Genomic DNA, 21,153 nt, shown 5'->3' on the forward strand with positions numbered 1-21,153 from the left:
CTAACCGAGCAGCATCCACAGCGCCACACCAAACATCAGGCTGGCGCCAATCCGGTTTAAATACTGCACCCGGTTAGACCGGGTTAAAAATAGTGCCAAAGCTTTGCCACCACTGGCGTACAGCAGCATCGATAAAAACTCTAATAGCAGAATAATGCTGATTAAAATAACCAGCTGTGGCCAGAAGGCCAGCTGGCTGTCGATAAACGGCGGCAACAGCGCCATATGAAAGGCCCAACCTTTCGGGTTAGATACCGCAGTTATAAAGCCCTGACTGAATAAAGTACGCCTGGGCAACAGTTGTGGCACCAGCCCTGCTGTGGGTATCGCCAGCTTGCCTCTTGCCCGCCACATCTGCACACCAATATAGGTCAGGTAGCAGGCACCGAGCACTTTAAACCACTGAAAAACGGCCGGAAACTGCAGCATCAGCGCCGCCACACCCAGCACCGCCAACACAGCAACCAGACCAACGCCGAGCATCTCGCCCCACATCATCCAGAAAGTACGGCGCACGCCCTGGCTCATGCCCAGGGTCATCGCCAGCGTCATGCACATACCCGGCGTCACCGACACAAATAAAAATGTTGGGATAAAAGCGCCCATCAGGGCCAGATTAACCATAGCAACCTCAACTGCAAACTGGCGCTATTCTCTCTGGTTGTTCAGCGCTCAGCAAGAGGCTCGGGCAGAGATTTTATGGTGTTGAGCGCAGTAGCAGATGTGTACATTCCTTGTAGCGCTGCTATGCTGCAACCAATAACAAAAACAACAATTAAAAAACTTAATAGTAACAAATAGCCAATCTGCAACACTTCATCTTAAGGTTGTCATTTGACAACATGACTGTAAATAACTAGAATCGGCAAGGATGACAAATGCCAAGGAAAAAGCATCCTAAAAAGGATATTGAAGACGCATTGCAATATGCCGAGCAGCACGGCTGGGTTATTGAAGTAGGTGGCAGCCATGCCTGGGGACGAATGTATTGCCCTTATAACGACAATAGCTGCCGCTGCGGTGAATTTTGTATTGCCAGTATCTGGAGTACACCAAAAAGCCCAGTCAACCATGCCCGGCAAGTTAGGCGGGTGATAGATAACTGCACCGCACAACGAAACCACAACTTTAAGGAGTAAGCCGATGAAACTATATGAGTTTACTTTAAAGTTTGCCTTGCCGGATGCGAATCATGACGCAGCAAATTACATTGCAAAGCTGGCGCTGGCAGGCTGTGATGATGCCCTTATTGGTATCGGCCAACCAGGCCGCATCGCGCTGCAATTCAACCGTGAAGCCAACAGTGCTTTTGCTGCAATAACCTCTGCCATTAAAGATGTAAAAACTGCCATTCCACGCGCCGCCCTTATTGAAGCAACGCCCGATTTGGTTGGCTTAACCGATATTGCCGAACTGCTAGGCTTTAGCCGGCAGAATATGCGTAAGCTTGTGCTAAACCACACGCAAAGCTTCCCCACCCCGCTGCACAGCGGCAGCAGCAGTATCTGGCATTTGGCCAAAGTGCTTAACTGGTTTGCCCACCAACAAAATAAAGCTGTTGCGCCTGAAATTACAGAAGTGGCGCAGGTAACCATGCAAGTCAATATAGCCAGAGCACTAAGCGAGCTGGAACCCGACACCCACCAAGAGTTTATGCAAATTCAGGAAGAGCTTGCGCAGTATCGCTGATGAGTATCAGGCATTGCCCTAACTCTCTGGACTTTCCCTAAAGTTTGCACTTCGACTTGTTATGTTCTAGATTGGGCATTCGGTACAACCTGATAAATATTAAGAACTTCAATTACTTTTGAAAATAGTTCTTTGTTGGCCAAAATAACGAGAAAGGGATGTCTTATGAAGTTGAGCCAATCCCATTTTCAGCTGTATGAAAAGTGCTACGACCCCATTTTCAAACAAAACGATCAATTTACATTTTTGTATAGCAGTCTAAAATTGACCAATCGAAGCAAAAAAGACTACACTTGTAGCTTATTTGGCTTCACTTGGTGTTTCAATGTCTGCGCTTGCCTCATTGTTGTTTAAAGAGTACCGCCGTCGGGTGCTGGGTTTACTGCTATTGCACCCGGACGAGGCGTATCACATGCGTGAAATTGCCCGCTTAACCCATACCCAGCCCGGTACTTTGCATAAAGAACTGGCGAAATTGGCCGAAGCCGGTATTTTAAAAAAGACCTTGCAAGGTAACCAGACCTATTATCAGGCAGACGCTAATTGCATAGTATTTGACGAGCTAAGCAGCATTGTGCGTAAAACCAGCGGCCTGACTGATGTACTGCGCCTGGCATTACAACCACTAGCCAATAAGCTGCAGTTTGCGACGGTTTATGGCTCTGTTGCCAGCGGTAAGGCAACATCGGCCAGCGATATTGATGTTTTGTTAGTCGGCAATGCAGGCTATGCTGAAGTGGTGGCCGCACTGTATCCTGCGCAGCTAGAGCTGGGGCGCGAGATAAACCCAAAGTTGTATTCCGTAAATGAGTGGCAGGACGCACTAAATGCACAATCTGGTTTTATCAAGCAGATACTCGACAGCCCGATGCTGCCAATACTAGGAGACACGGATGACATTAGACAACCTGATAGGGAAATCGCTGGAGCACATTGAACCCGATAGCGCGGCCATACGCCGGCTACTTGAAGCAGCACAACGCAATATTAAAGATGCTGAATTAACTGGCCTTAGCAACGAAACGCGCTTTGACACCGCCTACAAAGCCATCATGCAACTGGCGAATGCGGCTTTACAGGCGTCAGGCTTTCGAACGCTAACCAGCAAACCCGGACATCATCAAACGTTAATTCAATCGCTGGTTAAAACTGTGGGCATTGAAACGGAAAGAATGATTGTGCTTGATGCACTTAGAAAACAGCGCAATATTACCGATTACTCCGGCGACTTAGTCGAAGACGCCGCTGTAACTGAATGCCTATTGCAAGCCAGGTATTTACTGGCAACCATAACAACCTGGCTGGGCTCGGAAAAATAAAGCCCCAAAAAAGAGTCTGAGCTAACTAACTTGAAAAGTGCTCCGCCCTCATTTTCCTAATGACCAGTTAAATGCATTTCAACAGTACAGCTGCATTTAGCTGGCCACTCAGCAGTAACGTCATGTTTTTTCAAGTTGCGCATCCATCGGTTATGTTCTAGATTGGGTATTCGGTACAACCTGATAAATATTAAGAACTTCAATTACTTTTGAAAGTAGTTCTTTGTTGGCCAAAATAACGAGAAAGGGATGTCTTATGAAGTTGAGCCACGTATTGTCTGAAAAGTGCTACGACCCCATTTTCAGTTTTGGGTATCAACGATCTTTATTTACTCATTACTGCCATTAGGGTTATAACGAGCTGGCCGCTTTGTGCCAAAAGCAGACATTAAGATTTGTTGCAGCAACTGCTTCCTTCTTGAATAGGAGGGCATTTAACGGTCCCGTAAGAACAATATACGCAACAGTCACCTTTTAACGGCTTGAGCAGCGCTTTGCATCCTTCACATTCGTAATACCACTGGCAAGCGTTTGTTGGCATGGTCTCGACCTTACTAAACCCGCATTCGGGACAAGTAATCTTAGACTCTAATTCTATACCTTGCATACGGGTTCCTTAACAGGCTTGACGATATCCAACACTGACATAAATACCATCCATGTGATCCCAAAGTAAAATAAGTAAGTGCTCCAATCGTATTGCCACAACGGATAAAGGGTCAGTAATACAGCAATTGGGCCAATAACACTTAATATGCCTCTTGCCACATGCTTATGTTGATACCAATTGTACGAGTTGACCAATAAAGCGAGCGCAGCAAATAACGGTAATAAAGTGTTAACCGCTATTCCTTCAAAATGTGACAGGAAACCTAGCCCTAGAGCTGATGCTAGAGAGCCTAAAGCGGGAAAGCAACCTGTACAACTAAGTGCCGCTAACCATACTCCACCGGAGCCTACTTTATCTAGAATTTTATTAATCATAATTACCTCTACTTTTGAGGTAGTTTAAACTCCGTATATGGGTACGGAGTCAACAGCTAATTGAGCGAATTTATTATTGGACAGGAATTGGGGTCTTGATTGGCTTTGCAAGAATTTGTCATATCTTGAATCACTTGTTCTAGCCGTTGCAAATCGGCAATTTTTTCTCGGATCAGCTCAAGCTTGTGTAACCCCATCGATTCGACATCAGCGCAGTTTCCACTCATAGACATGAGTGAAGCGATTTCATCAAGTGTAAAGCCCAAAGCTTTAGCTTTTAATATGAATTTAAGTTGATTGATGTGAGTTTTGTCATATATACGATAACCATTATCAGGTCTTGGTGGCTGCACGATAATCCCTTTACGTTCATAGAATCGGACTGTTTCTACGTTAATGTCTAGTTCTTTAGCCAGCTTTCCAATGGTTTTCATAAGTAGATTCTCTTAAACAACTAGCATCATTTTAACATTATTAGACAAAAGCTGAACTTCCGATAATCGCTCATTCCCGACAGTAGACCTCGGTTGCCAGGCAGCTAAGTGCCAAGAGCAGACAAAAATAGAAACCCTAGGTATTTTATTTGGTAGTATCTGTCTACATACATGTTAACCTGATAATCTTAAATTGGTGCTTTGATTTATGCTCGACGCATTATGTATTCGTTCTTATAGCACTAAGCCCACCAATCACTCACATGACTATTACCAATTGGTTTTGCCACTCCGTGGCGTGATAGTTATTAAAGTCGGAAGTTTTAGCGGCAGAGTCGCAGCGGGTGAATGTGTAGTAGTAAGGAAGCATGAAGCACATCTTTTTAATGCAAACCCTGAAGCGCTATTTGTCGTCGCAGATATGAGCGAGCTTCCTGAAAATATTAATTTTTTTGATGGTACTGTTTTCACGATTTCAAAATCACTTTCCTGCTATCTGTCATTTATAGAAGCGCAATTACAGCTTCAGCTAAATGCTGAACTAGAGCGATCTATGTACAAAACATTTTATCTCTTGCTAGCAGAACAGGAACTGCTTCCGAAGCTGGATAGTCGTATTGTCAGCGCAATGCGCTACATTCAAGAGAACCTTCAAGAGACGTTAACGATAAACCTACTAGCAAAAGTAGCGTGCCTTAGCGGCACACAACTTAAATTTTTATTTAAAAAGCAAACTGGTTTGACTGTTAATAGCTATATCACCAAGTTACGGATGGAAAAAGCTCAGGCAGTGCTTAGACATACGGATTTTACTGTTCAACTGGTCGGTGAAATGGTCGGCTATCCTGAGCTATCCGCATTTAGCCGTAAATTCACTCAATACTTTGGATTTCCTCCGACGCATTTTAAGAAATAACTTCCGTCTGAATCGACAACAAATACGTCCTTATAGCCAAATGTTTAATCTATAACACTTGTACCATCTCACCACTTTGGTTAATTGGTAGTTAAGGATAGCGGCGATGTCAATAAATTCTCGTTTTAACGGCGCTCTGGCAATTGTCTTTGCGAGCTTGCTTTGGGGAACAACGGGGACGGTAGCTCATTTCGCATCGAACGTAAGCCCTTTAGCAATAGGCGCTTTCGCTATGGGGTTTGGTGGCATTTTTTTATGTGCTAATGCCGCAAAGAGCTTAGTGCATGACTTATCAAAAATGCGAAAAATGCCGGTTATCCTTGTTGCTGGGAGCATATGTGTAGCGGTGTACCCGTTAGCATTTTATACATCTATGCGTTGGTCTGGCGTTACTATAGGTACTTTAGTATCTATCGCTAGTGCACCGCTTTTTTCAGTGATTCTGGAGCGTCTTTTTTGCCAAAAACCTTTCTCTTGGAAATGGGGAGTTAGCTTCGTGTTAGGTGCTGGAGGTGTTTTGTTGTTGAGTTCAGGAAAAACATCAAGGGAAGTCATCGAGATGGATACTCACCTACAGCAAATTGGTGTTTGTCTTGGCTTGGTAGCTGGACTGACTTATGCAGGTTATTCATTGGCAGTGAAATCCATGATAAATTCGGGAGTCAATTCAAGATCTGCGATGGCTGGGTTATTTGGTCTTGCAGCACTCATCCTATTACCTTCATTATTTGTTACCGGCGAAAACCTGTTCGTTTCAGCCGGAAATACAATTGTTGCTCTTTATATGGCTATTATCCCCATGTTTTTTGGCTACTTATTATATGGTTATGGGCTTCGGTCTATCGATGCAAGTAAGGCAACGTTGATCACTTTAATAGAGCCATTAATTGCTGCAATTTTAGCAGTCTGGATTCTTGACGAAACATTTAGACCAATAGGTTGGCTGGGTATGATGCTTGTGTGTGCATGCCTATTAATCCAGTCAGTCAAAATAGAGAGCAGAGCTTCAAGTTGATCTCTTAAGCGACTAACCGACAAAATGCTGCATGAAGTAATAGCGCTCATAAGGAATAGGTATTCGGCGTAATGTCCGCTTTTCGCTCTTAGCAGACCATGAAAGAAGCCGGGCAAGCCCGGCTTCTTTCATAGCAACCCAATGTTAAATCAACTGTATCCCACCACCAAAGCTGCGGTAAATGGCAACTAAGCGGGTAAAACTTTGCTGTTGCACTACTGCCAGTTGATCGCGGCTGCGCAGCAGTTCGCGCTCGGCGTCGAGCAGGTCTAAAAACTCACCTGAGCCGGCGTTGTAGCGCTGGCGGGCGATTTGCACCGCTTTGTTACTGGCCTGCCATTGCAGTTGGTGCTTAGCTGCGGCCCGAAGCTTAGAACTCGCCACTTACCCGCCAATATGTACTAAGCGGTAAGTAACCCTTACTGGACAAGGGTTATTTTGCTGTTTACTATACCAGCACGTTTTAATGCAGGAGTGGATTTATGTCAGTAGTAAGTTGCACACCAAGTATGGGCCGGCCACGGGCTTTTGACGTTGACACTGCTCTGGAGAAAGCACTGGATGTGTTTTGGCGCAAAGGGTACGACGGTACCTCGCTGTCTGACCTGACTGAAGCCATGGGCATTAATAAACCCAGCTTATATGCTGCCTTTGGCAACAAAGAACAGTTATTTTTAAAAGCGATAGAGTTATATGAAAGCCGGCCTTGCGCGTTTTTCCTGCAGGCGTTGGAAAAGCCTACCGCCTATCAGGTGGCCGAGCATATGCTGTATGGCGCAGCCATGAACATGGCTGATCAGGCTCATCCGCAAGGTTGTGTGGTGGTACAGGGTGCCTTGTCATGCAGCGAAGCCGCCGCCACAGTAAAAGAAGCCCTACTTAACCGCCGCGTTGAAGGCGAACAAAAACTGCGTGCACGCTTTGAGCAAGCCAAACTTGACGGCGATTTACCCGCCACTGCCGATGCTGAAACCTTAGCTCGTTATCTGGGTACCGTGCTGCAGGGCATGGCTATTCAGGCCAATAACGGCGCCACGTCTGAGCAACTGCGTCAGGTTGCAGCAATGACGTTGCAGGCGTTTCCCCGCAACAACTAACCTTAGTGGCGGGGTAAAATAAATATTCTGCCCCGCTACTGTTTTAGCGCCCGTTAAGGCGCTATGATCAGCGCCTTTATTGCTGTCTGCGCCTCCTTGCTATGAAAAATGCCCTGCTTTACCTTATTACTGTTCTTATCTGGGGATCGACCTGGTTCGCCATCGAGTTTCAGCTGGGTGAAGTGGCAGTAGAAGTATCGTTAACTTACCGCTTTGTGTTATCGGCTCTACTGATGTGGCTGTTTTGCTGGTGGCGCCGCCTGCCTATGCGTTTTAGTGCTAAAGATCATGGTTTTATCGCCCTGCTGGCCCTGTTTAACTTTGCTTTAAACTATATTCTGATTTATCAGGCACAGCAGTATTTAACCTCTGCTATGACCGCCATCGCTTTTACCACTATGTTGTTGATGAATATCATTAATACCCGGTTATTTTTTGGTAAGCCGGTAGCAAAACGTATTTATTTTGGCGCCCTGATGGGCATTGCCGGCATTGTGGTACTGTTCTACCCCGATTTAGATGGCCTGGACTTTACCAATGCCAGTTTAATTGGCCTGGTGCTGGTGCTGGGCAGTGCACTTAGTGCCTCACTGGGCAATATGGCCAGCGTCCGCAACTCCCGCGCTGGTTTACCGATCACTCAGGTTAATGCCTGGGGCATGCTGTATGGTGCGGTAGGCCTTACCTTGCTGGTGTTGATCAGCGGTACGCCTTTTACTTTCAGCACCTCGCCGGCGTTTATTATCTCGTTGCTGTACTTAGCGGTGTTTGGTTCAGTGATAGCATTCGCTACTTATTTTGCTTTGTTAAAAGGCATGGGCCCGGAAAAAGCCAGCTACACCATAGTACTGTTTCCGCTGGTGGCGGTAGTGCTTAGCACCCTGTTTGAAGACTTTGTCTGGAGTAGCTATACCTTTAGCGGTTTTGCGTTAGTGCTGCTTGGCAACGCACTCGTTTTGACGCCTTTTTCCAAAATCAAAGCGCTGCTGTTTAAACCTAAATTACCGGTGCAGCCAGTATTGCCGTAAAACTTGCTGACAGTACCTACAGAGCAGCCTTGCTGTACCAGCATCGTTTCCTGATCCATTTGTTTAATCATAAAGGCTACCCGCTGCAAAAAAGCATCGCGGCTGTCAGCCGGGATCGGCTCTGCCAGCGGTATTTGGGCTTTCATCGGGTTTACCGGCCGGTTATTAATATGCAACTCGTAATGCAGGTGGGCCCCGGTTACCCGGCCACTGGCGCCAGACAACCCAATACGCTGGCCACGCTCTACCCGCTGGCCGGGCCTGACCAGGCTTTTATGCAGATGCAGATAACGGGTTTTATACTGGCCATAATGCTGAATTTCGATATAGCGACCGGCGTAGGGGTGGTTTTCTACCCGGATAACCTTACCCTCGGCCGCCGCCAGTACCGGTGTGCCGGTTGGCGTCGCAAAATCAGTGCCGTTGTGCGGCTGTACCCGGCCGGTTACCGGGTGCAGCCGGCGCGGATTAAAATCATCACTTATCCGATAGTTTCGGGCCAACGGCACCCGCATAAAGGCGCGCTGCAGGCTTTCACCACTGGCATCATAAAACTGGCCATTGTCATGCAAAAATGCACTGAGCTGCTGGCGACGGTTAAACAGCCGTACCCCTTCAATCCGGCTCAGACCAGTTGCGGTGTCGCCAACATAGTTGTCGCTTCGAACCACCTGAAAACGGGCGCCCGCCTGAATGTCGCGCGAGAAATTAAGCCGCTCCCGGAATAGCTGATGCACGGTGGCAATGTCGGCATCACTTAATCCGGCCTGTTTCGCCGATTGATAAAAACTACCGGCTATTGTGCCTGTCAGGGTGCTGCTCTGCCACTCGCCGGGATCAAGCAGCTCCTGATAACTGAATTCGCCATCGGCTTCACGCTGATACAGCACCCGGTGACCAGCATGGATAAACAGCTCCATCGCCTGCAATTGCTGATTGTCATCCAGCTGAAAGGTCAGATTATTACCTGGTCGCAGAACATCCAGCGCTAACAGCGATTGATCAGCAGCCATTATCTGCTGCATTTGCTGCTGGCTGAAACCCTGAGCTGAGAAAATACGGCTTAAACTGTCACCGGGTTCGATAGCGTAATGGCGGATGTGCTCATTCTGAGATTGCAGCACTGACGCTAATAAGCCCTTTGTCTGCTGCCAGTTATCGCTAAGCTGAGTCATCTGCCAGCTGCGCCAGCCTTCGGCCACCAGGCCGGGCATTACCACTGCCGTTACCGGTGCCGGGGTACTGCGGGGCGCAGGCCAGAAGGTAACTATCAGGGTCAGCAGCGACAGTAGCAGCATGACCCGCCGGTGACGGGCAGGAATATCAGCTAAACGGGCCAGGCGTGCAGCAAGCTGCAAAGGTTTTGGCATTGTTCAGGGCTCCATCATTAATTTGTTATCAGTGAAACGTGGCATTAAAAAAGCGGTCATTGATTAAGGCAGCACCAGATAGCTGGCCGGATCCTGCTGAACGCCATTGTGCAATATCTCAAAATGCAAATGCGGCCCGGTCACCCGGCCGCTGGTACCTACTGTACCTACCGGCTCACCTGCATCAATACTCTGGCCCGCTGTAACGCTAAATTCATTCAGATGAGCATATAAAGTCTGGTAGCCATGGCCATGATCTATCAGCACTACGTTGCCATAGCGGCTGTTCAGGCTGCGGGCATCGGCAATCAGCACCCTGCCTTGCTGGCTGGCTTTAACCGTAACCCCGCTGGCAGCAACGAAATCCAGGCCCTGATGTGGCCGGTTTTGCCTGATGGGATGTCGCTCGGCATAAAATGAACTTACCACTGGCTGACTAAGCGGCAATAGCCACTGCTGCGGCGGCGCATTGTAGCCTAAAGCCACGCTGCTAAGCTGCAACAAAAATGCACTGCCAACAAAAACAACGCCAATTCGCCATTTTTGCCAGTCAGACAACGGCTGCGGCCCTTTAAATAACTGCTGCAAGCGCTGCCGGTAAAAAGTCGACCCCGCGCTGCCATGGATAAAGCCAGCGGCCAGGCCAGGCAACCGGCTGGGCCGGCTGAGCTTTAAACTGTTCAGTAAGGTTTGACCATACACTGCCGCCCGTTCAGGTTGGCTGGCTAATACTGCCTGATCAACCGCCAGTTCAATACTTCGCACAAAAGCCTGTTCAATCCGTTTTAATACTGGCATAAACCAGCAACAGGCAACCAGTAGCCGCAGCAGAATTAACTGTTGAGGGTCGTGTCGGTTCAGATGTACCAGCTCATGTGCAATTAACAAATGGCGCTGCTCTGCGGGCAATTGCCAGATGTAGGTTGGTACGACTAATACCATATGCCGCCAGCCGGCAATAAAAGGCGATACCGCAGCCTGGGTTTGCCTAATTTCAAGCTGCGGATAGGTTGTCTGTTGCGCCGGGGTTAATACACTCGCCGCAGCCAGTGGTTCGGTTAAGCTGATTAACTGTTGTAACTGCCGCCACTGTTTGATCACCCGCCCTAAACGCCACAAACTCACCATAGCCACCGATGCCAGCAGCCCGCGCCAGAACCAGGCCAATGCCACCGGCTGCTCAGTTAGACCTGGGTGAGCTGGCTGGGCAGCTAAGGATTGCACGGCGTACAGCGTGTCATGCAGCAAAACGGAGGGAATAGCAAAGTACTGGCCCACTTGCGGTAGCGGTAATAACGGCAAAAAACATGAGCCCAGCAACCACCAGTAAAATGCCGGCCATTGCTGCAAGCCGGAGATTTTTTTCAGCAGATACTGACTGGCCCACCACAGCAACACCGCCCAGACACTGCACAACAGCAACGACAATAACAGTTGCAAAGCCATGCTACCGATCCTTATCTGCTGCGGATTGCTCAGTACCGGCCAACTGTTGCAGCAGTTTTTCCAGATCGGCCATTTCACTGGCATTCACCAGTTTGCTATTGGCAAACATTGCCACCGGCAATGGCTCTTTTATTTCAAAAACCCGGTTCGCGAAATCCTGTACGTAAGCTGCCAGAGTCGGCATTTTATCCAGCATAGCGGTATAGGTGTTTTTGTTACCGCTGCTGCTGCAGCTAATAAACCCCTTTGCTCCCATTCGCTCCAGTGTTTTGCGGGTAGATGAATAGCCCCAGCCCAGCACAGGCGCCAGCTCATCATGCAGCTCACGCGCAGTAAGCGGTTGTTTTTGCCAGAGTAACTTCAGAATTTCCAGCTCTGGTGCGGTAGGCTGTTGCATAGAATAGTGTTCAGAAATTAACGAATAGCGCCAGATTGCGACATTTGTCGCAGCAATGTCAAGCAGAATCTGCGACAAATGTCACAGAAGGTAACTTATCGCAGTTTTCTGGCAGTATTAAGCCATCTCACCCACTACAACGCCTCCCGCACCCTTAAAAACCGGGCAAAACGCGGTAGACCATGTCGGGTATAACCGTTATAGCGGTAAGTTACCACAGCACCAATTTCCGGCGGTGTCTGGCGCAAAGCGTCGGTTAAACCACTGCCAATCGCAAACTCTTTACCTTCCGGCGTTTTAACCACTAAAGCACCCACCATACCCTGATATTTGCCCTTCCCCGGCCGGTAGCCAACAACTTGTGCTTCAGTATCCTGATAGGTCTTCAGTTTCAGCAAATCGCTACTTCTGCCGGTTTTGTATAAGGCATCCTGATGATGCAGCATCAACCCTTCAGCACCAACGCTTTCAAGCTCAGCAAGTTTAGCCAACAAATGTACGTTATCTGCAATCCGGAACTGCTTCACAACTTGTAAATAAGGGCTGCTGTATTGCTGAGTAAGCGCCTGCATGGCACTAATCCGTCCGGTAAAAGTACCTGCAGCATCTGGCAACTCAAACAAGTAATAGCGAATGTGCTGCCACTCGCTGTCTACCGGCTGCAGTTTACTGACAATGCTTAAGGTAGCCGCAAACTGGTTTCGCCCAAGCCATAGCTCACCATCTAACGCCCGGGGCGGAAAACCAGCGACAAACCAGGCTGGCGCAGCAATAACATTGCCACCTCGGGAAATCAGCTGCTTACCATCCCAGTAGGCCCGCACCCCATCCAGCTTTTCGCTAACCCAATAATGCTGTACGTCAATCTGTTCATGGTACACCTCTGCCAGCAGCAGCTCTGGCTTGCTTGCCGCGGCTGACTGGCAGCAATAGATTAACAGCACCAAAATTAACATTTTAATCACTATTTGGTATCCTTTAATTTAAAATTAAAAGTATAGTGAGGAACGCTGTCAGAGCAAGTGGATGGCCAGCAGGTTAATTCAGGATTGGAGTTAAATAAGCCGGGCCGAGTTGGCGCATTTGCCGTTCTACCCAAACCACCCGCTCACGCAGATAAGGTGTCAGCTGACGCGGATCTCGTTTGCGGGGGCTGGGGAGCAGCACAGCCAGGCGGGCGGCTTCGTTTTTAGTCAGCTGGCTGGCAGCTTTGCCAAAATAATGCTGGCTGGCCGCTTCCACTCCATAGATACCTTTGCCAAACTCCGCGATATTTAAATACACTTCTAAAATACGTTTTTTACCCCAAAGTACTTCAAGACTTAGCGCTAAGCCGGCTTCCAACCCTTTGCGAACAAAGCTTTGCCCTGGCCAGAGTAGTAAGTTTTTTGCTGTTTGCTGACTAATGGTACTGGCACCGCGCAGATTGCCACCTTCGTCATACTGCTCCAGAGCATCACTGATAGCGGCAAAATCGACACCAAAATGTTCTGGAAATAACTGATCTTCAGAGGCCACCATCGCCAGCGCCACATGGGGCGGCAAGGTATCAATACTTACCCACTGCTGGCGCACCGGATAGGGGCTTTGCAACATAAAAGATGACGTTGGCGGCGGCACAAAGCGCAAGACGATGAGCAGCAGCAATAGCGCCAGCACCACTGTCACGACAAAACGCCATAACACAAACCAGGTCCAGCCTGCATAACTGCGTTCACCTTGGGTCATTCGCCTTCACCACCCGATGTCAATGTCAGAAAAAGCCGCCGCACGGCGTTGCCGCCCGCTATATTCAAGCATACAGGCTTTTAGCCTGCTGTAGACTGAACTGCACATAAAAACACCAATGCCTCCCGCCACAGATTAAATCATCATATTATAGTCATCAATTTTTCACTTTTAATTCACATACATTGAATAGGGTATTACTGCCGTGCAGTGAATCGGCTGTTAAATGCGTTCCTTAATGCTGCTATTGTTAAACTAACTACCAAGGAAAAGTTTATGCTCAATTTAACGATCTTGCGCGGTCCTGGCATATCCGCCCTGTATTTGGCATTCTCGCTGAGCCCGGTGTTTGCTTTCGGCCACGCTGCTGAAACTTCTCAGCTTAATCTTTACGACAACCAGACAACTATCAGTAGCCCTGCTCTTAAATTACCCGACAAGTATGCTGTGCAGTTCGGGCCGCGCCCCGCTTATTTAGTTGATAATATGGATCCCAGCCCGCTGAAACAGCGCTTACAAAGCTGCAATACCGGCCGTAAGTTAAAAAAAACCCAGTTTTCTATTGGCCATCGCGGCGCTCCTTTGCAATTTCCGGAGCATACCAGGGAGTCTTATGAAGCAGCAGCCCAAATGGGGGCTGGCATTATGGAGTGTGATGTCACCTTTACCCAGGACAAAGAGCTGGTCTGCCGTCATTCACAATGCGATTTGCACACCACCACTAATATTCTGGCAATACCCGAGCTGGCAGCAAAGTGCAGCGAACCATTTACCCCGGCAGACCCTGCCACTGGCACGCCGGCACACGCCAGATGCTGCACCAGCGACATAACCTTAGCCGAATTTAAAATGTTGAAGGGTAAAATGGATGGTTTTAATCCAGAAGCCACCAGCGTTGCAGAGTATATGCAAGGCACGCCGGCCTGGCGCACAGATCTGTACGCCACAACGGGCACCCTGTTGACGCACGCCCAAAGCATAGCGTTGTTTAAACAACTGGGGGTTAAATTTACCCCGGAATTAAAAGCAGCCGAGGTGCCAATGCCTTATCAGGGCACGTACAGCCAGGCTGACTATGCCCAGCAGCTTATTGACGATTATCGTACCGCAGGCGTAAAACCCAAAGATGTTTGGCCGCAGTCTTTTAATATCGCTGACATTCGATACTGGCTGGCCAATGAGCCTTCATTCGGCCGCCAGGCAGTTTATCTGGATGACGCAAATACCCCTTCTGATCTGCCGTCAGCGACAGAGCTGCAAGGCTATGCTGCCGAAAAAATTAACATTGTTGCGCCACCGATGTGGGCCTTGCTGGAGCTGGACGCAGATAATAACATTGTGCCTTCTGCTTATGCCCGCAATGCTAAAGATGCAGGGCTGGATATTATTGCCTGGTCTTTTGAGCGATCCGGCCCATTACAACATGGCGGCGGCTGGTATTATCAAACGGTCAACCCGGTTATTAATAACGATGGCGATATGTTGGAAGTCCTGCACGTTATGGCACAAGACGTCGGGGTAATTGGTGTGTTCTCCGACTGGCCTGCAAGTGTCAGCTTCTATGCTAACTGTATGGGTCTGCCCTGAGTGTGCTCCAACCAAAGGTGTTCAGCACGGCAACCAGTTACAGAGCAGGTGAAAGCCCGCTACTGTTAGCAGATTAAACCAACCCAAAATTGCCCTTAACCATAGTTGGAAATGTTCATTGCCATCGCGAGCTGCAATTTGACATACCGCTATGCCGGCAAATATAAACGTCCGCTAAGCTCTGATTAAAAGGTTGTCTGCAGATCCGGCCGGAAATTAAAATAGGAGCTGTCGACCAGTGTTTTGTATACGCCCTCAACATTTAAGGGTAACCACTCATCATACATCCGAAGGCCTGAATAGGCCGGCAGTTTAATTTCATGCTGCAGTTGTTCCAGTTGCTTACCCTCGAGCATGCCGTCCCTGACAGCAGCATAAAGCGCTTCCAGGTAACTCAGGTAATGTTCAATATCTGCCCTTTTACCAATTTCTGCATGGCCACCAACAAAGATCTCAAAGGGCGGGCCAGCCAATAGCGCCCGAGTTGACTGGATCATTCCCTGAATGTCATAACCCGGCAGATTTTTATAGGGCATGCGGCCAACAACAATCCAGTCAACCACAAACAGCACATTGGCCGGCATAAACCTCATTGCAACATTACCACGGCCATTATTTGTTCCATAGTAGCTAAGCTGAACCTGGCTATCAGCAAGTGTGACGGTCAGCTTATCGGTAAACGTAACGTCGGGCAGCGCAGTGGGCGCTTTAGTCATATGCAGATCATCGGCCGCTAACTGATGTGCTATTACCGTTACCCCATCCTGGGCAAACGCCTGTCCGCCAGCAGTATGATCAATATGATTATGGCTATATGCCATATAACGGACCGGCACCTTAAACCGCGAGGCAAGTTGTTGTTTCAACCAACTCGCGGCATCTTTGCTAATAGGGTCTGTTATAAAAATGCCGGCATCAGTCACCATAAATGCCGAATGATGTCGATCTGCAGTAAAACGATAGACATTATCTTTAATATGCAGAATACGGTATTGAGTAGCATCTGCCTTTAAAGAAAATGGGTTACATAACAGAATAATCAGTGCTAAATATTTCATTTTTCAATTAAATCTTGTTAAAAGTTTCAGAAGCGCGAATTGCAGCGCAGCGGGAGACCGTCCCGACAATTATAGTCAATTATTGGCTACTGCCTTTAACTGATAATAATTGCCAAAACGAGTTTCGCCCTTTAAGGTTAGCGCTGTCCCGCCACTCTTTAAGGCAGCCGATATGACGTTGTATAACATTTTTCGCCATTTTTGTATGGTCAGTACCTTAAGTTGTGCTGCAGTGGCTGCCACTTGCTACGCAACAACAAGCCCAACGATAGCAAACCCAGCAGCCAGTGACTGGGTTAACAGCTGCACCGACTGGGATAAATGGGACAAAGCCGGACCCCCCTTTCATATTTACGGCAACAGCTACTATGTTGGTACCTGCGGCATCAGCGCTATTCTGATCACCAGTGCCGATGGCCATATTCTGATTGATGGCGCAACTGAAGCGGGCGCAGAGGTGATTGCAGCCAATATCCAAAAGCTTGGCTTTGCAATAACGGATATAAAACTGCTACTGCAAAGCCATGAACATTTTGACCATGTTGCCGGTTTAGCCCGGCTTCAGCAACTAAGCGGTGCCCGGCTGCTGGCGTCTGCCGCTGCCGCACCGGTGTTAGCCAGTGGCGTGGTGGCCGCCACCGATCCGCAAGCCGGCATGCACCCGCCTTTTCCAGCCGTTAAAGTCGATGGCCAGGTAACGGCCGGCGAGGTGGTTAACCTGGGTAAGCTAAGCCTGATGCCCGTGGCAACACCGGGGCACACCCCGGGCGCGTTCAGCTGGCAGTGGACCAGTTGTGGAGCCGGACAATGTCAGGTGCTGGTATATGCCGACAGCTTATCGCCGGTTAGCAGCGACAGTTATCGTTTTAGTGAGCACCTTAGTTACCTTAAAGCCTACCGCGCCGGTTTAGATAAACTGGCGGCGCTTGATTGCCAGATCTTGCTTACCCCGCATCCATCGGCCAGCAATATGCGAACCCGTTTACAGAGCAACGGCTTAGCAGATACCGATGGTTGCAAGTTTTATGCAGCAGCAGTAACCCAGCGGCTGGAACAGCGGTTAGCTAAGGAAAAAGCGCAGTAGGCCCGGAGTATTCTGGCAGCTTTTGTCTGTTATTAGCTGCGGCAAACCTTATCGTTGGTTTAAAAGCCAGGCCAGCTCGGTGGCCTGGCACTTTTTCTTTAAACCGCCCGGCACTTCGAGTTCTGCCAGGCAGTTAAGTTGATAAGCATTGCTGTAAAGGTTATGCATTTCTTCGCTATTAACCGAGAACGGCGGCCCTGCCAGCTGCGCCTGATCATACTCAAAGCAAATGACCAGTTGTGGCGCGCATTGGCTGATTGCAACCAGATGCTTTGCATAACGTTGGCGCATCTCAGCCGGTAGCGCCACCAGCGCAGCACGGTCGTATATCGCAGCAACCTGGCCTAAGGTAGCTTGTGATAACTGAAAGATATCGCCGACAAACACCTCAAGTTCAGCGGCATGATAGTGCTGCAAGTTTCCCGCACTGCTGATAGTGGGTACCAGCCCCAACTCAGCAAACAGTTCCTGCACCGCCATTTCGCTTAACTCGGCGCCCACGACTTGATAACCCTGCGCCAGTAGCCAGTGGATATCCAGGCTCTTGCCGCAAAGGGGCAAAAACACCCTGGCGCCGGGTACAAGCTGTAGCTGGTTAAAACAGCTTACCAGCAATGGGTTAGCGGCGGCCTGATGAAAAGCAATTTCTCTTTTTTGCCATTTTTCCTGCCAGAATTCCGGGTTCACAGGCGCTCCTTTAGTATTGTTGTTAACTGCCAACAGCACGATAAATTGATCATCAATAATATCAGTTTTATCACCCGCTATTGCACTAACTTAGTTACCAACTGACATTAACCGGATTTAGATTAGACGTTTAGGCAAGGGTAATTATGATCTGCCCCTATAGATTACTATTGATTAACAAGCTTGCCTAACCTCGACTCTGTCACGGCCTTTTTGCTTGGCGGTATACATCGCCTCGTCGGCACGTTTAATTGCCACACTAAGATTTTCGTTGATTGAATATTCCGTTACGCCGAAACTGCAGGTTAATTTCAAGCCTTTAGGCCATGGGAAAGTAGTCAGGTGGTCACGCAGACGCTCTACCACCTCCAGCGCATCGGTAGAGTGAGTACCCGGAAGAATCAGTAAGAATTCCTCACCCCCCCAGCGAGTAAGTAAGTCATTTCTTTTAATTTGCCGCTGCACTTGAGCGGTAAATTGCTCTATGACCTGGTCACCTACCGCATGGCCATATTTATCGTTTATGTTTTTGAAATGATCAATATCCATAAACACGATCGACCACGGAGATAATTCCGACTCTTCATTTTGCAAGCGGTCCATTAGCGCATCACTAAGGCCACGTCGATTTAAGACACCGGTCAATGGATCGTAGAGCGCCATCTGGGCGAAGTTATCTTTCTCTATAAGCAGCGCTTCATTGATGTTACTCAGCGAGATATGATGGTGTCTGCTTAGCGCCAGTTCACGCCGGGTGAGTACACTATCTAATACCAGATATAAAAAAATGCATGCAGTCCATACAAGAATAATGACAAGCCGCAAGCTTGCCTCTGAGATAAGTTGCCCCGTGAATTCAATGCTTTCAATCACGATACGGTAACGTCCCGGTTGTACGTGACCGCTAGTCGCCACTGACAGAACAGAGACGTTACTTATATCGGCTCCGGCGTGCTCAATCGTTAGTGGGAATTGGTTGCTCCACCAGGAGGCCACCGTGAACTGGGAAAGTTTGGCAGCGTAACTGTGTTGCTCATGGCCAAGCTTGAACGCTAACTCCTGCAGCTTAAGAGATTGAAAATTTCCAACGGTAGAATAAGCCGGATTGAAATTGCGAAGAAACAACCGCATCTGAAAGTCGCTCTGATCCTCCACCCACATCTTAATTCTGACAGAATCATAGCGTGTTAAATTGAGACCTCCAGGTGGATAACCGAGAATCACCTGAAATTCGCAAAAAGGCCACTCATACCCTTCACCGATAGTACAATCAACAATAAATTGACCGTTCTCACGTGTAAGTTTCACTCGGCTAGATTCTTCATTCTCAATGACGGAGCGGTCATCAACAGCCTCGACGGTATACGGCGAGTCTGTGGTAATGGCAAGCACAGCTTCCGCAGCAAACTGATGCCAAACCAAAACTAACAGAGTTGCTGAACCCAGCAATAACAGCAATAGATTTAAGTACTTGTGAGGCTGATAACGCGTACCCATCAGGCGGGGGTTGCGTCAAAAAGAGGAAGGATCGAACTACGACTACTCAATGCCGTTGTCTCACAAAATGGGTTTTCTATAATTCGTGTCTTGCCAACAAGACAATTGGTTTACTTTAGCTCAATTTTTAGCCGCACACAAAGCATCAGCTATCTCAAAAACGCATAACAAATTTCAGTTTCGTGTAAAACGGCAATATCGCTTCCAGTAATACGGGGCAATAAACCGCAACCAAGAGCTCCCTGGTACTGCAGGTCTGAACAAAATGGTGAGCTATCAAAACAAAAAATCCCAAAGCAGATTTTCAGCTGTAAGATTAATTAGCTACGACTCCATTTTCAAACAGAAAAGACTTTCAAGGGAGATGGGTGTATGTTTGATATCTCAAACCATTTATAAGACACACTGCCATGAAAAAAATTTGCTCTCTTATCTTACTTGGTTCTTTAAGCATTGGGCTTAGCGCGGCTACTACTTCAGAAATTTCACACAGTATAGACAAAGACTATAAAGCGCATCTCGCTCCGTTGTGGGATCATTTTCATCGTAATCCTGAATTATCTTTAATGGAACACAATACTGCAAAACGTCTGGCTGAAGAAATCCGCGCTGCTGGATTTACCGTGACAGAGGGCATTGGCGGCACAGGTATTGTGGCAATATTGAAAAATGGTCCCGGACCAATGGTTATGCTTCGCGCCGATATGGATGGTTTACCGGTAAAAGAATTGTCCGGCTTAAAAAATGCTTCTCAAATCGTAATGACGGATTGGGATGGCAATGAAGTTGGCGTAATGCATGCGTGTGGTCACGACGTGCACATCACCAGTTTAGTGGGAACCGCAAGGTATATGGCTAAGATTAAAGATCAATGGTCGGGCACCTTAATGTTAATCGGTCAACCTGCTGAAGAAAAAGGCCCGGGTGCATCAGCCATGATGGCGGATGGAATTTGGGAAAAATTTGGCCAACCCGATTATGCGCTTGCTTTCCATGTTGATGCTGATGCAGTAGCGGGTAAAATTACTATCGATGAAGGTTCACCCTACGCAGGGTCTGATTCCGTAGATATTATCGTTCATGGCGTGGGTGCGCATGGTGCTTATCCTCATCAAGGTAAAGACCCCATTGTTATGGGCGCTCAGATCGTCACGAATTTGCAAACTATTATCAGCCGGGAACTCGCACCACGAGACGCAGGGGTTATTACCGTTGGCTCATTCCACTCAGGCACTAAACACAACATTATTTCTGAGCGCGCACATTTGCAATTAACGGTAAGAAGCTTAAACCCGGAGGTTAGGGAGCAATTGTTATCAGCAATAGAACGTGTTGCCATTGGTACTGCTAAAACAGCGGGCTTAAGTGACGACAAAATGCCTGAAGTCATAGTGAGCCCTGAAGCTTACCCCCCAACCTTTAACGACAAAAATTTAGCCCAACGGCTGAAAAGGGTTATCGTAGAAAAAATGGGAGAGGAGGCCTTAATTCCACCGGCAGAATCTGGTATGGGAGCTGAAGATTTTGGTTTCTTTACTACCGATCCGTATATTCCCAGTGTTTATTTCTCAGTAGGTGGCACGCCTGCTGAAGACTTTGCACGAGCAAAAGCAGGCGGCGCACCGGTTGCAAGCCACCATAGCCCTCAGTTTAAAATTTCACCAGAGCCTTCTATAAAATCAGGTGTTGAAGCAAGCGTGCATGCCCTGCTTGAATTGATGCCAAAAAAATAAGCGGTAATAAGTTGGCCTGACCCTAGTAGCTTTGCTATTGGGGTTAAGCCGGATTATTGGCGAAAATCAGTAGCGAATATGAGC

23 protein-coding genes and 1 pseudogene are annotated in these 21,153 nt (G+C 48.1%); 11 read left to right on the forward strand and 13 right to left on the reverse strand.

All coding sequences use genetic code 11. The features are described from left to right. Complete coding sequence (locus tag KQY15_RS07815) at positions 1-624, reverse strand: LysE family translocator (protein WP_217668632.1); 624 nt, start codon at positions 622-624, stop codon at positions 1-3. A gap of 254 nt (positions 625-878) precedes the next feature. Between KQY15_RS07815 and KQY15_RS07820 the strand changes: the two genes are divergently transcribed. The 4 genes from KQY15_RS07820 (at position 879) to KQY15_RS07835 (ending at position 3,008) form a co-directional block, all read left to right on the forward strand. Beyond that, on the forward strand, positions 879-1,139 hold the full coding sequence (locus KQY15_RS07820; RefSeq protein ID WP_217668633.1) for a hypothetical protein: 261 nt from the start codon (positions 879-881) through the stop codon (positions 1,137-1,139). 4 nt (positions 1,140-1,143) lie between these two features. Beyond that, positions 1,144-1,689 (forward strand): helix-turn-helix transcriptional regulator, encoded by a 546-nt coding sequence (locus KQY15_RS07825; protein WP_217668634.1) that lies wholly within the window; start codon positions 1,144-1,146, stop codon positions 1,687-1,689. 325 nt (positions 1,690-2,014) lie between these two features. Beyond that, positions 2,015-2,626 carry a nucleotidyltransferase domain-containing protein gene (locus tag KQY15_RS07830; RefSeq protein WP_217668635.1) on the forward strand — a complete coding sequence of 204 codons (612 nt, stop codon included), beginning with the start codon at positions 2,015-2,017 and terminating at the stop codon, positions 2,624-2,626. Further along, the gene (locus KQY15_RS07835) at positions 2,583-3,008 is read left to right on the forward strand and encodes a DNA-binding protein (RefSeq protein ID WP_217668636.1); all 426 of its coding nucleotides are present in this window, start codon (positions 2,583-2,585) and stop codon (positions 3,006-3,008) included. The genes KQY15_RS07830 and KQY15_RS07835 overlap by 44 nt, the downstream gene beginning before the upstream one ends. Positions 3,009-3,396: 388 nt before the next feature. Here KQY15_RS07835 and KQY15_RS19020 read toward each other — a convergent pair whose 3' ends face one another. From KQY15_RS19020 to KQY15_RS07845, 3 genes are read right to left on the reverse strand one after another with little or no spacing between them, the layout of a single operon-like run. Next, a complete protein-coding gene (locus KQY15_RS19020) occupies positions 3,397-3,615 on the reverse strand; it encodes a GDCCVxC domain-containing (seleno)protein (protein WP_082389681.1) in 219 nt (72 codons plus the stop codon). Further along, positions 3,603-3,992, reverse strand: a complete 390-nt coding sequence (gene merC / locus KQY15_RS07840) for an organomercurial transporter MerC (RefSeq protein WP_055648498.1) — start codon at positions 3,990-3,992, stop codon at positions 3,603-3,605. The genes KQY15_RS19020 and merC overlap by 13 nt, the downstream gene beginning before the upstream one ends. 56 nt (positions 3,993-4,048) lie before the next feature. Continuing rightward, positions 4,049-4,426, reverse strand: a complete 378-nt coding sequence (locus KQY15_RS07845) for a MerR family transcriptional regulator (RefSeq protein WP_055648499.1) — start codon at positions 4,424-4,426, stop codon at positions 4,049-4,051. Positions 4,427-4,634: 208 nt separating this feature from the next. Between KQY15_RS07845 and KQY15_RS07850 the strand changes: the two genes are divergently transcribed. Both KQY15_RS07850 and KQY15_RS07855 read left to right on the forward strand, forming a co-directional pair. Then, positions 4,635-5,342, forward strand: coding sequence for a helix-turn-helix transcriptional regulator (locus tag KQY15_RS07850; RefSeq protein ID WP_217668637.1), 708 nt, complete (start codon positions 4,635-4,637; stop codon positions 5,340-5,342). Positions 5,343-5,448: 106 nt separating this feature from the next. Continuing rightward, positions 5,449-6,357 carry a DMT family transporter gene (locus KQY15_RS07855; protein WP_217668638.1) on the forward strand — a complete coding sequence of 303 codons (909 nt, stop codon included), beginning with the start codon at positions 5,449-5,451 and terminating at the stop codon, positions 6,355-6,357. A gap of 144 nt (positions 6,358-6,501) precedes the next feature. On the opposite strand, the gene KQY15_RS07860 is transcribed toward KQY15_RS07855, so the two are convergent. Beyond that, complete coding sequence (locus tag KQY15_RS07860) at positions 6,502-6,741, reverse strand: TolC family protein (RefSeq protein ID WP_308160234.1); 240 nt, start codon at positions 6,739-6,741, stop codon at positions 6,502-6,504. Positions 6,742-6,839: 98 nt separating this feature from the next. Between KQY15_RS07860 and KQY15_RS07865 the strand changes: the two genes are divergently transcribed. Further along, on the forward strand, positions 6,840-7,454 hold the full coding sequence (locus tag KQY15_RS07865) for a TetR/AcrR family transcriptional regulator (RefSeq protein WP_217668639.1): 615 nt from the start codon (positions 6,840-6,842) through the stop codon (positions 7,452-7,454). A 101-nt stretch (positions 7,455-7,555) separates the two neighbouring features. Continuing rightward, positions 7,556-8,482: a DMT family transporter gene (locus KQY15_RS07870; protein WP_217668640.1), complete on the forward strand. Its 927-nt coding sequence runs from the start codon at positions 7,556-7,558 to the stop codon at positions 8,480-8,482. A 136-nt stretch (positions 8,483-8,618) separates the two neighbouring features. Here the strand turns inward: KQY15_RS07870 and KQY15_RS19025 are convergent. From KQY15_RS19025 to mtgA, 5 genes and pseudogenes are all read right to left on the reverse strand, one after another. After that, positions 8,619-9,852 (reverse strand): annotated as a pseudogene (locus tag KQY15_RS19025) (peptidoglycan DD-metalloendopeptidase family protein); the annotation flags it as partial. 63 nt (positions 9,853-9,915) lie between these two features. Continuing rightward, entirely contained in the window at positions 9,916-11,298 is a 1,383-nt protein-coding gene (locus KQY15_RS07880; RefSeq protein WP_217668641.1) for a M23/M56 family metallopeptidase, read from the reverse strand. A 1-nt stretch (position 11,299) separates the two neighbouring features. Then, positions 11,300-11,773: a BlaI/MecI/CopY family transcriptional regulator gene (locus KQY15_RS07885; protein ID WP_254795547.1), complete on the reverse strand. Its 474-nt coding sequence runs from the start codon at positions 11,771-11,773 to the stop codon at positions 11,300-11,302. Between the two features lie 56 nt (positions 11,774-11,829). Further along, entirely contained in the window at positions 11,830-12,651 is an 822-nt protein-coding gene (locus tag KQY15_RS07890) for a DNA ligase (protein WP_217669005.1), read from the reverse strand. Between the two features lie 82 nt (positions 12,652-12,733). Further along, complete coding sequence (gene mtgA / locus KQY15_RS07895) at positions 12,734-13,423, reverse strand: monofunctional biosynthetic peptidoglycan transglycosylase (RefSeq protein ID WP_217668642.1); 690 nt, start codon at positions 13,421-13,423, stop codon at positions 12,734-12,736. Positions 13,424-13,699: 276 nt separating this feature from the next. Here mtgA and KQY15_RS07900 point away from each other — a divergent pair, with 276 nt between their 5' ends. Further along, a complete protein-coding gene (locus KQY15_RS07900) occupies positions 13,700-15,010 on the forward strand; it encodes a glycerophosphodiester phosphodiesterase family protein (protein WP_217668643.1) in 1,311 nt (436 codons plus the stop codon). Positions 15,011-15,195: 185 nt separating this feature from the next. Here KQY15_RS07900 and KQY15_RS07905 read toward each other — a convergent pair whose 3' ends face one another. Further along, on the reverse strand, positions 15,196-16,068 hold the full coding sequence (locus tag KQY15_RS07905; protein WP_217668644.1) for an MBL fold metallo-hydrolase: 873 nt from the start codon (positions 16,066-16,068) through the stop codon (positions 15,196-15,198). A gap of 172 nt (positions 16,069-16,240) precedes the next feature. Between KQY15_RS07905 and bla the strand changes: the two genes are divergently transcribed. Further along, entirely contained in the window at positions 16,241-17,152 is a 912-nt protein-coding gene (bla, locus tag KQY15_RS07910; RefSeq protein ID WP_217668645.1) for a subclass B3 metallo-beta-lactamase, read from the forward strand. Positions 17,153-17,200: 48 nt separating this feature from the next. Here the strand turns inward: bla and tmpT are convergent, their stop codons facing one another. Beyond that, entirely contained in the window at positions 17,201-17,839 is a 639-nt protein-coding gene (tmpT, locus tag KQY15_RS07915) for a thiopurine S-methyltransferase (RefSeq protein WP_217668646.1), read from the reverse strand. A 174-nt stretch (positions 17,840-18,013) separates the two neighbouring features. Further along, positions 18,014-19,336, reverse strand: coding sequence for a GGDEF domain-containing protein (locus KQY15_RS07920; protein ID WP_217668647.1), 1,323 nt, complete (start codon positions 19,334-19,336; stop codon positions 18,014-18,016). A 410-nt stretch (positions 19,337-19,746) separates the two neighbouring features. Between KQY15_RS07920 and KQY15_RS07925 the strand changes: the two genes are divergently transcribed. After that, the gene (locus tag KQY15_RS07925; protein WP_217668648.1) at positions 19,747-21,069 is read left to right on the forward strand and encodes an amidohydrolase; all 1,323 of its coding nucleotides are present in this window, start codon (positions 19,747-19,749) and stop codon (positions 21,067-21,069) included. Positions 21,070-21,153 lie beyond the last annotated feature (84 nt).

It is taken from the genome of Arsukibacterium indicum (assembly GCF_019100565.1).
GTDB lineage: Bacteria > Pseudomonadota > Gammaproteobacteria > Enterobacterales > Alteromonadaceae > Alishewanella > Alishewanella indicum.